Origin of the sequence: Pseudomonas sp. UBA7500 (genome assembly GCF_002478435.1) — a bacterium.
GTDB lineage: Bacteria > Pseudomonadota > Gammaproteobacteria > Pseudomonadales > Pseudomonadaceae > Aquipseudomonas > Aquipseudomonas palmensis.
The window spans coordinates 331,398-347,211 of sequence record NZ_DLNW01000044.1 but is presented as its reverse complement, the minus strand read 5'-3'; the positions used below and the strand labels follow the sequence as shown (position 1 = coordinate 347,211).

The 15,814-nt window shown below is 63.0% G+C and carries 14 protein-coding genes and 1 pseudogene; 10 read left to right on the top strand and 5 right to left on the bottom strand.

Annotated features, from left to right (window positions below; genetic code table 11):
* Positions 1-103 precede the first annotated feature (103 nt).
* The 3 genes from B4I46_RS18720 to B4I46_RS18710 all read left to right on the top strand — a co-directional run bounded on the left by B4I46_RS18720 (position 104) and on the right by B4I46_RS18710 (position 3,437).
* Positions 104-304 carry a hypothetical protein gene (locus B4I46_RS18720; protein ID WP_043860747.1) on the top strand — a complete coding sequence of 67 codons (201 nt, stop codon included), beginning with the start codon at positions 104-106 and terminating at the stop codon, positions 302-304.
* Between the two features lie 327 nt (positions 305-631).
* A complete protein-coding gene (locus B4I46_RS18715; protein ID WP_043862134.1) occupies positions 632-2,104 on the top strand; it encodes an inorganic phosphate transporter in 1,473 nt (490 codons plus the stop codon).
* Between the two features lie 94 nt (positions 2,105-2,198).
* Entirely contained in the window at positions 2,199-3,437 is a 1,239-nt protein-coding gene (locus B4I46_RS18710) for a Kelch repeat-containing protein (protein ID WP_286901296.1), read from the top strand.
* Here the strand turns inward: B4I46_RS18710 and B4I46_RS18705 are convergent.
* Positions 3,408-4,880: a helicase HerA-like domain-containing protein gene (locus B4I46_RS18705; RefSeq protein ID WP_043862132.1), complete on the bottom strand. Its 1,473-nt coding sequence runs from the start codon at positions 4,878-4,880 to the stop codon at positions 3,408-3,410. The genes B4I46_RS18710 and B4I46_RS18705 overlap by 30 nt on opposite strands.
* 169 nt (positions 4,881-5,049) lie before the next feature.
* On the opposite strand from B4I46_RS18705, the pseudogene B4I46_RS25725 reads away from it, so the two are divergent.
* The 5 genes and pseudogenes from B4I46_RS25725 to B4I46_RS18685 all read left to right on the top strand — a co-directional run.
* Positions 5,050-6,066, top strand: a pseudogene (locus tag B4I46_RS25725) (cache domain-containing protein); the annotation flags it as partial.
* 93 nt (positions 6,067-6,159) lie between these two features.
* Entirely contained in the window at positions 6,160-6,924 is a 765-nt protein-coding gene (locus B4I46_RS25720; protein WP_370409115.1) for a methyl-accepting chemotaxis protein, read from the top strand.
* Between the two features lie 135 nt (positions 6,925-7,059).
* Positions 7,060-8,184, top strand: a complete 1,125-nt coding sequence (locus B4I46_RS18695; protein WP_054914809.1) for a glycosyltransferase family 4 protein — start codon at positions 7,060-7,062, stop codon at positions 8,182-8,184.
* On the top strand, positions 8,177-8,950 hold the full coding sequence (locus B4I46_RS18690) for a DUF2334 domain-containing protein (protein WP_058540899.1): 774 nt from the start codon (positions 8,177-8,179) through the stop codon (positions 8,948-8,950). The genes B4I46_RS18695 and B4I46_RS18690 overlap by 8 nt, the downstream gene beginning before the upstream one ends.
* Complete coding sequence (locus B4I46_RS18685; protein ID WP_054914811.1) at positions 8,947-9,939, top strand: lysylphosphatidylglycerol synthase transmembrane domain-containing protein; 993 nt, start codon at positions 8,947-8,949, stop codon at positions 9,937-9,939. The genes B4I46_RS18690 and B4I46_RS18685 overlap by 4 nt, the downstream gene beginning before the upstream one ends.
* A gap of 50 nt (positions 9,940-9,989) precedes the next feature.
* Here the strand turns inward: B4I46_RS18685 and purU are convergent, their stop codons facing one another.
* Positions 9,990-10,838, bottom strand: coding sequence for a formyltetrahydrofolate deformylase (gene purU, locus B4I46_RS18680; RefSeq protein WP_043862127.1), 849 nt, complete (start codon positions 10,836-10,838; stop codon positions 9,990-9,992).
* Between the two features lie 300 nt (positions 10,839-11,138).
* Here purU and mvaT point away from each other — a divergent pair, with 300 nt between their 5' ends.
* Entirely contained in the window at positions 11,139-11,516 is a 378-nt protein-coding gene (gene mvaT / locus B4I46_RS18675; RefSeq protein ID WP_043862126.1) for a histone-like nucleoid-structuring protein MvaT, read from the top strand.
* Positions 11,517-11,588: 72 nt separating this feature from the next.
* Here mvaT and sbcB read toward each other — a convergent pair whose 3' ends face one another.
* From sbcB to B4I46_RS18660, 3 genes are all read right to left on the bottom strand, one after another.
* Positions 11,589-13,022: an exodeoxyribonuclease I gene (gene sbcB / locus B4I46_RS18670; RefSeq protein WP_286901293.1), complete on the bottom strand. Its 1,434-nt coding sequence runs from the start codon at positions 13,020-13,022 to the stop codon at positions 11,589-11,591.
* Between the two features lie 38 nt (positions 13,023-13,060).
* Positions 13,061-13,420, bottom strand: coding sequence for a PilZ domain-containing protein (locus tag B4I46_RS18665; RefSeq protein WP_043862124.1), 360 nt, complete (start codon positions 13,418-13,420; stop codon positions 13,061-13,063).
* Between the two features lie 156 nt (positions 13,421-13,576).
* Positions 13,577-13,966 (bottom strand): tetratricopeptide repeat protein, encoded by a 390-nt coding sequence (locus tag B4I46_RS18660; protein WP_043862123.1) that lies wholly within the window; start codon positions 13,964-13,966, stop codon positions 13,577-13,579.
* Positions 13,967-14,169: 203 nt separating this feature from the next.
* Between B4I46_RS18660 and pyk the strand changes: the two genes are divergently transcribed.
* On the top strand, positions 14,170-15,621 hold the full coding sequence (pyk, locus tag B4I46_RS18655) for a pyruvate kinase (protein WP_043862122.1): 1,452 nt from the start codon (positions 14,170-14,172) through the stop codon (positions 15,619-15,621).
* Positions 15,622-15,814 lie beyond the last annotated feature (193 nt).

Sequence of the window (15,814 nt, the reverse complement as noted above, 5' to 3'; positions counted from 1 at the left end):
CCCTCGTCTTATATAGACGCTCGACACAATGGCCTGTGCCGCTGTCGTCGGGTTAAACGTGCTTGTGTTGAAATCGGCATCAACTCCAACTTCAGGAAACACTGTGACGAAAGATGAACTGCGCGCTGAACTCGAGCGCCAGGAACAACGTTACAAGGACGTTTATGGCGGAGAAGTCACCACATACGCCGCCCAACCAGACCCCGAACGCAAACCCTGGCGCAAACGTGCCAGCCTGCTGGACCAGGCATTTGCCGTGGAACTGCAAAAGATCGAAAAGGAGCTCAGCCCACAGGAGCCCTGACCCTCGGACAAAGCGCCCGCCCCTGGGCACGGCACCGGCACGAAGACGGTGCCTTGGGCGACCCTTGCGGCGTCGAAGATGAAACCGTTACGTAATCTCACAAATTTAATACGGTCGTTTGAATTATTCAGCCGTGGAAAACATCGGTTTTTTCTTGACCGTTCGCGTTATTTTTTCTGATTTTTGCCGATCTTTCTTGATTACCCTCCCCTCCTGCAGTGCCCTGCCCCCCCGCAAAAGCGCCCCGACCGGTCAGCACCTAGTGCATCGATTACCCAGGATTTCTGGCATAATCGCGCCCCCTTATGACCGGGTCAGAATTCCTTCATGATCGATTTATTCAGCGGACTTGATGCCTGGGTACTGGTGAGCCTGTTGCTCGCCTTGACCTTCGTGCTCGCCTTCGAGTTCATCAATGGCTTTCATGACACCGCCAATGCGGTAGCGACTGTCATCTATACCAAAGCCATGCCGCCGCACCTGGCCGTGTTCTTTTCCGGCGTGTTCAATTTCCTTGGCGTCCTGCTGGGCGGAGTCGGGGTGGCGTATGCCATCGTGCACCTGCTGCCGGTGGAGCTGCTGATCAATGTGAACACCGGGCATGGCCTGGCCATGGTCTTCTCGCTGCTGGCCGCGGCCATCGCGTGGAACCTGGGTACCTGGTACTTCGGCATCCCGGCGTCCAGCTCGCACACCCTGATCGGCTCGATCCTGGGCGTGGGCCTGGCCAACGCGCTGCTCAACGACATTCCACTGGGTGACGGGGTCAACTGGCAGAAGGCAATCGACATAGGCATGTCGCTGGTGCTCTCGCCCATGGCCGGCTTTGCCGTGGCCGCGCTGGTGCTGATCGGTCTGAAGTGGTGGCGCCCGCTGTCGAAGATGCACAAGACGCCTGAACAGCGCCGCAAGCTCGACGACAAGAAGCACCCGCCGTTCTGGAACCGCCTGGTACTGGTCATCTCGGCCATGGCCGTCAGCTTCGTGCACGGTTCCAACGATGGTCAGAAAGGTATCGGCCTGATCATGCTGGTGCTGATCGGCATCGTGCCGGCGCAGTTCGTGCTGGACCTGAACAGCACCACCTACCAGATCGAGCGTACCCGTGACGCGACCCTGCACCTGAGCCAGTTCTACCAGCGCAACAGCGAAACCCTGGGCGAATTCCTGGCACTGGGCAAGGCCAAGGCCGGTGACCTGCCGGAGCAGTTCAGTTGCAATCCGCAACAGACCGAGCCGACCATCACCGCGCTGCAGCAGTCGCTCAACGGCGTGGCGGACTACCATTCGCTGACTGCCGAGAAGCGCGTGGAAGTGCGGCGTTACCTGCTGTGCCTGGATGACACGGCGAAAAAGGTCAGCAAGTTGCCAGGCCTGGAAGCACGTGAAAAGGCCGACCTGGACAAATTGCGTCGTGACCTGACCGCGACCACCGAGTACGCGCCGTTCTGGGTGATCCTGGCGGTGGCCCTGGCCCTGGGCCTGGGGACCATGGTGGGCTGGAAGCGTGTGGTACTGACCATTGGCGAGAAGATCGGCAAGCAGGGCATGACCTATGCCCAGGGCATGTCGGCGCAGATCACCGCAGCCTGCGCGATTGGCGCGGCCAACATCTTCAGCCTGCCGGTGTCGACCACCCACGTGCTCTCGTCGGGTGTGGCCGGGACCATGGTGGCGAACAAGAGCGGCCTGCAAGGCGGCACCGTGCGCACCATTCTGCTGGCCTGGGTGCTGACCCTGCCGGCGACCATCGCCTTGTCGGCGGGGTTGTTCTGGTTGGCGTCCAAAGCCATCGGTTGAAATAACGCAGTACCGCAGAAGGGTCAGCCATTCATTTGGCTGGCCCTTTTTTCATGGCCCTGCGCAAACGCACTGTCATTTATGTCAGTAGACGATGGGCCACCTGCAGCGCACCCTCCTTTTCACGCCGACAAGGAGAATGCACATGTCGAAGGACGGCCATATCCACGCTTGCGCTGGCGCCATGCACATCGCCCGGGCCCTGCACAGCGCCATGCGTTTGCCCAATGGCGATGTGCTGGTTGCCGGCGGCATCACCAATGGCGGGCATGCCACCGACAGCGTGGAACGCTTCAGCCTTGACAAGCGCGAATGGAAGCAACAACCCCCCAAGCAGAAGGCGGCATTCTCGCAACTCACGGTCATTCTCGACGACGGGTCCTTTCTGCTGGTGGGCGGCTCGCAAACCGGGGAAGCCAGCGGCCACGTCGAGCGCTTCGACCCCATCCGCTCATGCTGGACAACGCTGCGCAGCCTCCAGGTTGCCCGCTTCAGCCACACCGCTACGTCATTGTGGGGCGGCACGAACAAGGTGCTTGTCATCGGCGGCAACCACCTCAAGGGCGATACCGGTAAAGTGCTCGACATCGTCGAGCTGTACGACGTCGCCAGCGACGAGTGGCATCAGCTCGGTGAGCGCAGTCAGGCACGCATGAACCACAGCGCCACGTTGCTCGATTCCGGCAAGGTGCTGATTATCGGCGGCTATGCCCCCGACCAGGCACTGGCCCACTGCGAACTCTTCGACCCGCAGACCGGGCGGTTCAAGCCGATCACGCCACTGCCTGCCCCCCGCATGCAACATACGGCCACGCTGCTGAACAATGGCCAGGTGATGGTGGCGGGTGGCACCTGCATGCCGTTTGGTGAAAATGCACTGGAATCGTTTTTGTACGATCCGCTAGCCGATACCTGGCGAAGTGGCCCGCCCATGCAGCGTGGACACCAGGGGCACACCGCCACGCTGCTGCCCGATGGTCGGCTGCTGCTGGCCGGCCATACCAGACTGCCCTACCGCCCCAGCACCGAGCTGTACGACCCTCGCCAGGATGCATGGGTGCTGGGCAGCGAGCTGAACGAACCGCGTTTCTCCCACAGCGCCACGTTGCTGCCCCACGGTCAGGGCGTGCTGCTGTGCGCAGGCCAACTGCTCACAGCCGACACGGCCTATACACGAAGCTGCGAGCACTGCTGCGGCCCCTTGGCACAACCTGCAGAGCCTGCGCAGGGCACCGGCTCGATACCTTCGGGCCCGCTTGAGAACCTGCCGGCGAACCGGCAACTCCACTGCCTCGACGCCTTGTCAGCGACGCTTGCTGCCCCCCAGAAGTGAGCCCATCAAGCCCCGCACCAGTTGCCGTCCGAACTGATTGGCCGCCTGGCGCACCGCCGACTTGATCGCCTGCCCCGCCGCGCTCTGCAAGAACTCCCCGGCCTTGTCGGCCAGGCTTTCCTCGGCCGGCGCCTGCTGCGCCGATGGTACCTGCCCCTTGCGCGCCATCAATATCTCGTACGCCGACTCCCGATCGATCGGCTTGTCATAGCGCCCCTGCAACGGCGACGCCGCAATCAGCGCCGCCCGCTCGGCCTCGCTCAACGGCCCGATGCGCGATTGCGGCGGCGCGATCAGTACCCGCTCGACCATGCCCGGCGTGCCCTTGTCCTGCAGGGTGCCCACCAACGCCTCGCCAATGCCAAGCTCGGTCAGCACCGCCAGGGTGTCGAACGCCGGGTTCGGCCGAAACCCATCGGCCACCGCCCGCAGCGACTTCTGCTCCTTGGCCGTGAACGCACGCAAGCCATGCTGGATACGCAGGCCGAGTTGGGCGAGCACATCGTCCGGCAGGTCACCCGGCGACTGAGTCACGAAATACACCCCCACCCCCTTGGAACGAATCAACCGCACCACCTGTTCCAGACGATCCTGCAAGGCCTTGGGCGTGCCGCTGAACAACAGGTGCGCCTCATCGAAAAACAGCGCCAGCAGAGGCTTGTCCGCATCGCCACGCTCGGGCAACTGCTCGAACAGCTCCGCCAGCAACCACAGCAGGAAGGTCGCATACACCTTCGGCGCCTCGTGCACCAGGCGGCTGGCATCGAGCAGGTGGATGCGCCCGCGCCCGTCGGCAGCAGGCTGCAGCAGGTCTGGCAACTGCAACGCCGGCTCACCGAACAGAGCCTCGGCCCCTTGCTGCTCCAGGGTCGCCAGGCGCCGCAACAGGGCCTGGCTGGAACCGCTGGTCATCAGTGCACTGTCTTCGCCGAGCACCTGCGGGTTGTCCTTGAGGTGGCCGAGCAGCGCCTTGAGGTCCTTGATGTCCAGCAGCAACAGGCCCTCGCGATCGGCCACCTTGAACGCCGCATACAGCGCCGCCTGCTGGCTGTCGTTGAGTTCGAGCAGGTTGCCCAGCAGCAACGGGCCCATTTCGCTCAAGGTCGTGCGCAACGGGTGCCCGGACTTGCCGTGCACATCCCACAGGGTCACCGGATACGCCTGCGGCCGATGCTCGAGCCAGGGCATGCCGGCAATCCGCTCGGCCACCTTGCCCTGCGGGTTGCCCACCGCACCCAGGCCGCACAGGTCGCCTTTGACGTCGGCAGCGAACACCGCCACGCCGGCATCGCTGAAGGCCTCGGCCAGGTGCTGCAAGGTTACGGTCTTGCCGGTGCCGGTGGCCCCGGCAACCAGTCCGTGACGGTTGGCCAGACGCATGGCCTGGCACACCGGCTGCCCCGCCAGGTCCGCACCGAGAATGAACTGCGAAGAGTCAGGCATGTTTTTTCACCCTCTGTTCAAGCTTTAGTAGTACTCGGCCGATACCAAGTGTTGATGTTTCACCCAGAAAGTCAGGAAAAGCCCGACAAGGACATGGGAACTGCACTGCTTTCAAGATGCCTTTGTGCGAATGACCCGGATATAAAGACCTTAGCGGACCCAATACGCCATGAATAAAAGCTTCCGTTTCAGCCATAAGATCTTGCTGGCTGCTTCCCTGATCGTCCTTGTGGCCTTCACCCTCTTTACTCTCTACAACGATTACCTGCAGCGTAATGCGATTCACGAAGATCTGGAAAACTATGTCGGCGAAATGGGCGATGCCGCCTCGACCAACATCAAGAACCTCTTCGAAGGACGCCTGCTGCTGGTAGAGAACCTGGCACAGAACATCGCGGCAGCTCCCGGCAACCTCGATTCGCTGCTGGACCAGAAGGTGCTGGCGTCGAGCTTCATCACGGTGTACATGGGCAAGACCGACGGCGGCTTCACCGTGCGCCCGGTGATCCAGATGCCTGACGGCTACGATCCGCGCATCCGCGACTGGTACAAGGACAGCATGGCGGCCAACGGCCCGACCCTGACCGAACCCTACCTGGACATCAGTACCGGCAAGATGGTGATCGGCATGAACGCCACAGTGTCGCGCGAACTGGGCGTGGTCGGTGGCGACATGGAGCTGGACGCCCTGGTCAAGATCATCAACTCCCTGAATTTCGGCGGCATGGGCTACGCGTTTCTGGTGAACGACCAAGGCAAGATCCTGGTGCACCCGGACAAGGACCTGGTGATGAAGTCGCTCTCGGACCTGTACCCGAACAACACCCCGCGCCTGACCAAGGAACTGACCGAGGTCGAGAACAACGGCCAGACCCGTATCCTCAGTTTCGCACCGGTCAAAGGCCTGCCATCGGCCAACTGGCACATCGGTCTCTCGATCGATAAAGAAAAAGCCTACGCGATGCTGAGCAAGTTCCGCACCTCGGCGGTGATCGTCACCGTGATTGCGGTGGCCATCATCATCGCCCTGCTCGGCATGCTCATCCGCGTGCTGCTGCAACCGCTGCACATCATGACCCGCGCCATGGAAGACATCGCCCAGGGCGAAGGCGACCTGACCAAGCGGCTGAGCATCCACAGCAACGACGAGTTCGGCACCCTGGGCCGCGCCTTCAACCACTTCGTCGAGCGTATCCACAGCTCGATCCGCGAAGTGTCCTCGGCCACCCAGCAGGTCAACGAAGTGGCACTGCGCGTGGTCAGCGCCTCCAACTCCTCGATGGTCAACTCCGACGAGCAGGCCAACCGCACCAACAGCGTGGCCGCCGCGATCAACGAGCTGGGCGCCGCTGCCCAGGAAATCGCCCATAACGCCGCGCAAGCCTCGCAGCAGGCCAGCTCTGCACGCCACCTGGCCGAAGAGGGCCAGCAGGTGGTAGACCGCAGCATCCAGGCGATGAACCGTCTGTCGGACCTCATCTCCACTTCCAGCTCGCACATCGAGACGCTCAACAGCAAGACCGTGAACATCGGTCAGATTCTCGAAGTGATCACCAGCATCTCGCAACAGACCAACCTGCTGGCCCTCAACGCGGCCATCGAGGCGGCCCGTGCCGGTGAAGCCGGGCGCGGGTTTGCCGTGGTGGCCGATGAAGTGCGCAACCTGGCCCACCGTACCCAGGAGTCGGCACAACAGGTGCAGAGCATGATCGAAGAGCTGCAGGTCGGCGCCCGCGAGTCGGTCGACACCATGAGCCAGAGCCAGCGCCACAGCCAGGACAGCGTCTCGATCGCCAACCAGGCCGGCGAACGCCTGGGCAGCGTCACCCTGCGTATCGGCGAGATCGACGGCATGAACCAGTCGGTGGCCACCGCCACCGAAGAGCAGACCTCGGTGGTCGAGTCGATCAACATGGACATCAACGAAATCAACATGCTCAACCAGGAAGGCGTGGAGAACCTGCAGGCCACCCTGCGTGCCTGTTCCGACCTGGAACAGCAGGCCGGCCGCCTCAAGCACCTGGTCGGTACCTTCCGCATCTGACCGCGCGCGCCCGGCGGCTTGCTCGCCGGGCGCGCAACATGATCGAACAAACTATCCTTCACTGAGGTCCACCCTAGGGCGCGTCATCCACCGCATATCCATGCGCGATGACAACCTGAAGACGGTCTCGGAGGGATGCTGATCGTGCACATCGCTGACATCACCATGTTCTACGCCCCCGCCAGTGGCGGTGTGCGTACCTATCTTGATGCCAAACACCGCCGCCTGGGCCTGAACCCCGGCGTTCGCCACAGCCTGCTGATCCCCGGCGCCAGCGCCAGCCATGCCAATGGCATCTATCAGGTGCCTGCCCCCGCCCTGCCCTTCGGCAACGGCTACCGCTTCCCGCTGCGTCTGGCGCCCTGGCGCAACGTGCTGCATGACCTGCAACCGGACCTGATCGAAGTGGGCGACCCCTACCTCACCGCCTGGGCCGCGCTCGATGCACGGCGCCAGCTCGATGTGCCGGTGATCGGGTTCTATCATTCCGACCTGCCGCTGCTGGTCGGCAACCGCATGGGCCACTGGTTCACGCCCAATGTCGAAGCCTATGTCAGCAAGCTGTACGGCAACTTCGACCGGGTGCTGGCGCCCAGCCAGGTGATGGCTGACAAGCTGCGCGGGCTGGGCATCGGCAATGTGCATGTACAGCGCCTCGGGGTGGACCTGCAGACCTTCCACCCCGATCATCGCGACCCCGGCCTGCGCGCCGAACTGGGGCTGGCCGACACCACGCGCCTGCTGGTGTTCGCCGGGCGCGGCTCCCGGGAGAAGAACCTGCCCGTGCTGCTGGACTGCATGAAACGCCTGGGCAAGCACTATCACCTGCTGCTGGTGGGTTCGCACATGCCCAGCAACGTGCCGGCCAACGTCACCATCATCAACCACTTCTGCCCGGCCACCCAGGTCGCCCGCCTGTTGGCCAGTGCCGATGCGCTGCTGCACGCCGGCGACCAGGAGACCTTCGGGCTGGTGATACTCGAGGCCATGGCCAGCGGCATCCCGGTGGTGGCGGTAGCGGCCGGGGCCTTTACCGAAATCGTCGAACCGGGCTACGGCCGGCTGTGCACGCCCAACGACGGCCAGGCGATGGCCGCCGCCGTGCGCGAGCTGTTCGAGGCCGGTGCGCCGCAACTGGGGCAGCAGGCACGCCGGCATGCCGAACAGCACTACGCCTGGGACACGGTGGTCGGCGGCCTGCTCGAACACTATCGGGCCGTGCTGGGCCATCACGAGCAACCGGTGCGCGCCCATGCCTGAACAGCCTGACCTGCACAACCAGCACCCCAGCGTGCTGCTGGTGCTGCACGACGTGGCCCCGGAAACCTGGCCCGACTACCAGCCCTTCGTCGAAGCCGTCGACGCCCTGGGCGACATCCCCATGACCCTGCTGGTGGTACCCGACTTCCACCGGCGCAACCCTGTGCAGCAGGCCCCGGCCTTTCGCCAGGTGCTGGAGCGGCGACTGAGCCGGGGCGACGAACTGGCCCTGCATGGCTACTACCATGCCGACGACGGTCCGCCGCCACGTTCGCCGCGCGAGTACTTCATGCGCCGCATCTATACCTGGGAGGGTGAGTTCTACGCCCTGGGCCAGGCCCAGGCGCTGCATCGCCTGAATGCCGGGATCGAGCTGTTCCAGGCCTGCGATTGGCCGCTGACCGGCTTCGTTGCCCCGGCCTGGCTGATGAGCGAAGGCACTCGCCAGGCCCTGCGCGAAACCCCGCTGCACTACACCAGCGACCCGCAGCACCTGTTCCGCCTGCCCGACTTCAGCCGCATCGACGCCCCGGGGCTGGTGTGGAGCGCCCGCAGTGCCTGGCGCCGCGGGCTGTCGAAAGTGCTCAGCGAGGCGCGCCGGGCACGCCTGCAGCAGGCGGCCACGATCCGCCTCGGGCTGCACCCGGTGGACATGCGCCATGCCTATTCGCGCCGCTACTGGCTCGACACCCTGCAGCAACTGCTGCAGCAGGGCCGTACCCCCATGACCAAGATGGCCTGGCTGGCCAGCAGGCCCGGCGCATGACTCGCCTGGGCTGGCTCACGCTGGCCCTGCTGCTGGCGCTGCTGGTACCGACGCTGCTGGGCGGCAGCGACCTGCTGCCGCGCCTGCAGCGGTTCCCGCTGGCGCTGCTGATGGGGTTGTTCGGCATGATCGTGCTGTGCTGGTGCATCAACGCCCTGCGCCTGCGTCTGCTGCTCGGCACCCAGGGGGCGGCGCTGGGGCGGGTGCGCAGCCTGGGGGTGATCATGGCCACCGAGTTCGCCATCTGCTCCACCCCCGGCGGCAGCGGCGGGCCACTGGCGCTGGTGGCCCTGCTGGCCAGGCACCGGGTGCGCCCGGCCCAGAGCAGCGCGGTGTTCGCCATGGACCAGCTCAATGACCTGGTGTTCTTCCTGTGCGCTATGTTCGGGATTGTCATCTACATGCTGTTCCACCGCTTCAGCGCAAGCATGCAGGGCATGCTGCTGGCCAGTGCGCTGATGATGTTCGCCGCCCTGCTGGCGGGGCTGGCGATACTGCGCTGGCGCCGCGGGTTGATGCGTGCGATGGGCCGGCTGCTGCGGCGGTTGAAGGTACGTGACGCCACGTGCCGACGCTGGGCGCGCAAGGTGCTGCACTTCTTTCGCGCGTTTGCCGCCACCTGGCGCCTGCCCAAGCGGGTACTGGCGCTGGTGTTCGGGCTCACCTGCCTGCACTGGGCGCTGCGCTACAGCGTGCTGTACCTGGTGTTGCGCGGGCTGGGGGCAGACCTGCAGTGGGTGTCGAGCTTTCTGGTGCAGATGCTCGCCCTGAGTGCCGGCCAGTTCAGCCTGTTGCCCGGCGGGGCTGGCGCGGCGGAGTTGACCTCGGCGACGCTGCTGACGCCCATGGTGGGCAAGTCGACCGCGGCAGCGGCGATTCTGATATGGCGGGTGGTGACGTACTACTTCTATCTGGTGGTGGGCGGCCCGGTGTTCGTCTGCCTGCTGGGCAAGCCGCTGCTGGAGCGGTTGCGCCTGGCACGGCGGTAGACACGCGTTGTGCCCTTCGCCAGCAAGGCTGGCGAAGGGCCGGTGCGGTCCTAGAACACCACCGTCTTGTTGCCGTGCACCAGCACGCGGTCTTCCAGGTGATAGCGCAGGCCGCGGGCCAGCACCATCTTCTCGACGTCGCGACCGAAACGCACCATGTCCTCGATGCTGTCGCTGTGGCTCACACGCACCACGTCCTGCTCGATGATCGGGCCGGCATCCAGCTCTTCGGTCACGTAGTGGCAGGTGGCGCCGATCAGCTTCACGCCACGCATCGACGCCTGGTGATACGGCTTGGCCCCCACGAACGACGGCAGGAAGCTGTGGTGAATGTTGATCACCTGCTGGGCGTATTCCTGGCACAGCTGCGGCGGCAGGATCTGCATGTAGCGCGCCAGCACCACCACGTCGGCGGCATGCTCCTTGACCAGGCGCGACACCTCGGCAAATGCCGGCTGCTTGTTCTGCGGGTCGACCGGTACGTGGTAGAACGGAATGCCGTGCCACTCGACCATGCTGCGCAGGTCATTGTGGTTGGAGATCACGCACGGGATATCGCAGTCCAGCTCGTTGCTGTGCCAGCGGTGCAGCAGGTCGGCCAGGCAATGGGACTCGCGGCTGGCCATCAGCACCACGCGTTTCTTCTGGTCGGTGTCGGTAATGCGCCACACCATCGAAAACTCTTCGGCAATCGGCGCGAACGCTTCGCGCAGCGCCTCGATGCCGAAAGGCAGGGTATCGGCACGGATTTCGTGACGCATGAAGAACCAGCCGCTCAGGTCATCGGAATGATGGCTCGCTTCGGTGATCCAGCCGTTATGGGACGCCAGAAAATTACTGACTTTGGCGACGATGCCGACACGGTCGGGGCAAGCGATCACCAGCCGATAGGTGCGCATGAGAGGGGCTCCAGAGTTCGCAAAGGCGCGTATTCTAACGACTGCCCGGAAAAACTGCAGTAGTGATTGCATACCGTGTATCACAACCTCACACCGCAGCCAGCCTGGGCTTGCACCTCGTCAAGGGCACATTAAAGTTATTTAACAATTGAAGCGGATAATTGGGAGTATCTCGTCACAATACCCTTTCAATTATGAAGGTATTCCGCAATGACGGCGGTTTAATGTTTACTTGTATTAAGTGTCTGACTATTATTGCTGCACCGCTGTCCTGCGTCCCTTCCCTCCAAGGAATACCTCATGTCCCTGATCAACGAATACCGCGCTACCGAAGAAGCCATCAAAGAACTGCAAGCCCGCCTGAAGAACCTGTCCGAAGACAACAAGCTGAAAACCGAGCTGGAGTTTGAAGCCAAACTGCGCGAGCTGATGGGCGAGTACTCCAAGTCGCTGCGCGACATTATTGCTCTGCTGGACCCTGAGGCCAAACTGAACAAGGCCCCTCGCGGCCCGGTTAAAACCACCGGCACCAAGCGTGCACGCAAGGTCAAGCAATACAAGAACCCGCACAATGGCGAAGTCATCGAAACCAAAGGTGGCAACCACAAGACACTCAAAGAGTGGAAAGCCAAGTGGGGTGGTGACGTAGTAGAAGGCTGGGCGACCCTGCTCGGTTAATCGCTGGACACTGTAACCCGGTTACAGGTCAGCCCAAAACGCCAGCATGCTGGCGTTTTTTATTGCCTGCAATTACTGCAGGGCAAACCGTTCGCGCAAGTTCATGGCATGGGCTCGCCATTGCGCCAGCAACTCGCGCTGCGTGGCATCGGCATCCAGCCAGGCGCTCTGCAATGCCTGCTCGAAGCCTTCAAGGGTATTCGGAGCGCCCATTGCCGGGTCGCTCAGGCGCTGCTGGCAGAACCCGAGCCAACGCTGGCGCTCCTGTGCATCCAAGGTCTGCGGAAAATTGCGCGCACGGTAGCGAAACAGCAACTCCGGCAATCGTGCATCGTCGAACATCCACTGACCCGTGGCTAATTGCTCGGGCTCCACGGTTCTTACTTGTTCACACAGGCGTCGGTCGCGATCACCGATAAACCCGTCATACAGCTGTTGCTCGGGGTCTTCGCTCGGGGCGAATTCCTGACTGTCATAAATAGCGCTCAACTTGTTCTGCCACACGGCCTGGGCGGCACTCAACTGCTCGGCGCGCTGTTGATACAACGTCATATCCAGGCCAAGGCGTTGCTGATCTTCACCGCGCAATACACTCAAGGGCGCGACCACCGGGCAGCGATTGATCTGAATTAATTTCAACGGTACCGGCAATTGTTCCTCGGACATTTCCTCGCGTCGGGTGTACAGACGCTGACGCAACACTTCGGCATCTTCCGTCAGCAATGGGGCGATATCCTGATGCAAGTCGCACACAATCAGCGCATTGCGATTGCGTGGATGCCAGGCCAGGGGCAGCACCACGCCAAGATAATTACGTGCCGCAGAAAAGCGTCCGGAAATATGCACAAGCGGTTGCAACAAACGCACTTGATCGAGGACTTTCTGCTTGCTGCGCAACTGGAACAACCATGCATACAGCCTGGGTTGCTTCTCGCGGATCAAGCGTGCCATTGCCAACGTGGCACGCACATCCGCAAGCGCCTCGTGCGCCTGCCCGTGATCGATGCCATTGGCCGCCGTCAGCAACTCCAGCTTCAGGCTCACCTGGCCGTCGCGCTGCGGCCACTGGATGCCATCGGGGCGCAAGGCGTAGGCAGTGCGCACCACATCGATAAGGTCCCAGCGGCTGTTGCCGCCCTGCCACTCGCGGGCATAGGGGTCGAAAAAGTTGCGATACAGGCTGTAACGCGTCACTTCGTCGTCGAAACGCAGCGAGTTGTAGCCGGCCCCGCAAGTACCCGGGCGCGCCAGCTCGGCGTGCACCCGGGTCATGAACTCGGCTTCGCACAGACCCTGGGTGGCCAACTGCGCCGGGGTAATACCGGTTATCAGGCACGCCGCAGGGTGCGGCAGAATATCGTCGGCGGGTTGGCAGAAGAGGTTGACCGGCGGCTCGATCTCGTTGAGGTCCAGATCGGTGCGCACCCCTGCCACCTGCAGGGGCCGGTCGCTGCGCGGGTTGATACCGGTGGTTTCATAGTCGTGCCAGAAAATGCTGGAGCTCACGGCGTCGTCCTGAACAGAAAATCTGCCGGGAGTCTACCTCAGGCCGACGCACTCAACGGGTGGAAGCTGAAATAGTTGCGCAGCGACGACACCAGTTCGTCGTATTCGCGAGGGGCCTGCAGCAGCATGAAGCCGGAATCGTAGTGCCCCGGGTTCTCGTCTTCGTGGCACCACAGGCAGCTGGCGGTGAGGTTGATCACGTGCAGCGCACCGGCGCGCCCGGGCACCTTGAGCTGCAGTTCGAAATCGGGGCCCACCAGCAGTGGCAGGTCGCTGATCAGCATCAGGCCGTCTTCGGACACATTGCCCAGATAACCGATGGGCAACCCGGTAAACCGGTTGAAGACCTTGAGGTAATACGGGAGCAGGTGACGCTCGATTCGACGTTCGGTAAACATGATAGGAGTCGCTGTCGAAGACCCTTGAGCAGGGTCGCGCTGGATCGTTCTGGTGTACCGCATGTACCTCACAAGCCTAGCGCAACCTGACTGCCCCGTCACATTCGGACCCGCGCACTTTAGTATTAACGTCAGTATCGACGTCGTTGCGGGCCATCAACGCCAGGGGGTGCTGCTGGCCGGACGGGCGATGGCCGGCTCGCCATTGGGGCGATAGTGGCCAAGCTGCTCGAGGGTCTGCAGGCGGGCGCGGGCACGGTAGGCGTACTCGTTGCGCGGGTACTGGGTGATGATGTACTGGTAGGTCTGTGCCGCATCCACATAGAGCTTCTGGCGCTCCAGGCACTGACCGCGCAGCATCGACGCCTCGGGGTGGATGAACGGGCGCGCACGGCTGGTGCGGTCGACCTGCGACAGCTCGAGCATGACCTGCTCGCAGTTGCCGCGATCATAGGCGCGGTAGGCATTGTTCAGGTGATGGTCCATCGACCAGCGGGTGCAACCGACGACACTGGTCGCCAGGGCTAAAACGATCAAGGCTCGCATGGGGGGTCTCCTCTACTGAGCAGTGTATCGGCGCTTTCCTTGAAAGCTATAGGAGGAACAGCGGCAAGCGGACTGCATTGCGCTTGCCGCTTGCCACTCGTTCAACCGCCCCTCCTCCTCCCACCAAGGTAGTGCAAAGGAACAATGACTACAGCGATTTTCCGGAGTAGCCTTTCGCTGCGCTTCACTACAGGAGTCTGTGCATGACCATCCGCCGCACCAAAATTGTCGCCACCCTTGGCCCCGCCAGCAACTCGCCGGAAGTTATCGAGCAACTGATCCTTGCGGGTCTGGACGTCGCTCGCTTGAACTTCTCGCACGGCACCCCGGACGAGCACAAGGCTCGCGCCCGCATGATCCGTGACATCGCTGCCAAGCATGGCCGCCACGTCGCGCTGCTGGGCGACCTGCAAGGGCCGAAGATCCGCATTGCCAAGTTTGCCAACAAGCGAATCGAACTCAAGGTCGGCGACCGCTTCACCTTCTCCACGGCTCACCCGCTCACCGAAGGCACCCAGGATATCGTCGGCATCGACTACCCGGACCTGGTCAAGGACTGCGGCGTGGGTGACGAACTGCTGCTCGACGACGGCCGCGTGGTCATGCGCGTCGAAACCGCCAGCGCCGACGCCCTGCACTGCGTGGTGCTGATCGGCGGCCCGCTGTCGGACCACAAGGGCATCAACCGTCGCGGCGGCGGCCTGACCGCCCCGGCCCTGACCGAGAAAGACAAGGCTGACATCAAGCTGGCGGCCGAGATGGACCTGGACTACCTGGCCGTGTCGTTCCCGCGTGATGCCAGCGACATGGAATACGCCCGTCGCCTGCGTGACGAGTCTGGTGGTACGGCCTGGCTGGTGGCCAAGATCGAACGTGCCGAAGCCGTGGCCGACGACGAGACCCTCGACGGCCTGATTCGCGCCAGTGATGCAGTGATGGTGGCCCGTGGTGACCTGGGTGTGGAAATCGGCGACGCCGAGCTGGTGGGCATCCAGAAGAAGATCATTCTGCATGCACGCCGCCACAACAAGGCGGTGATCACCGCGACCCAGATGATGGAGTCGATGATCCAGAACCCGATGCCGACCCGTGCCGAAGTGTCCGACGTGGCCAACGCCGTGCTCGACTACACCGACGCGGTGATGCTGTCGGCCGAGAGTGCTGCCGGTGCCTACCCGCTCGAGGCGGTACAGGCCATGGCGCGGATCTGCCTGGGCGCCGAGAAGCACCCTACCAGCAAGACCTCCAGCCACCGCATGGGCACGCAGTTCAGCCGTTGCGACGAGAGCATCGCGCTGGCGGCCATGTACACCGCCAACCACTTCCCGGGTGTGAAGGCGATCATTGCCTTGACCGAGAGTGGCTACACCCCGCTGATCATGTCGCGTATTCGTTCGTCGATCCCGATCTTCGCCTTCTCGCCGCACCGCGAGACCCAGGCGCGGGTTGCGATGTTCCGTGGCGTGTACACCGTACCGTTCGACCCTGCGGCGCTGGCGCCGGAGCAAGTCAGCCAGGCGGCGGTGGACGAGCTGCTCAAGCGTGGCGTGGTCGAGCAAGGTGACTGGGTCATCCTGACCAAGGGTGACAGCTACCACACCATCGGTGGCACCAATGGCATGAAGATTCTGCATGTCGGTGATCCGTTGGTCTGAAGCTGACCGGTTGTCACTAGAGCCCCGCCTTGATGGCGGGGCTTTTTTATGGGTGCGATACGCCGGTGCCGGTGATCTTGAGCTGGCTTTGATCTGCCGGCCCTTCAGAAGGCCGAGTGGAGTCGCCATCCAGGCTGGATAATCTCTCGACTCTGGATCAGTGGTTCCAATGACAGCGAGCATATCCAACATG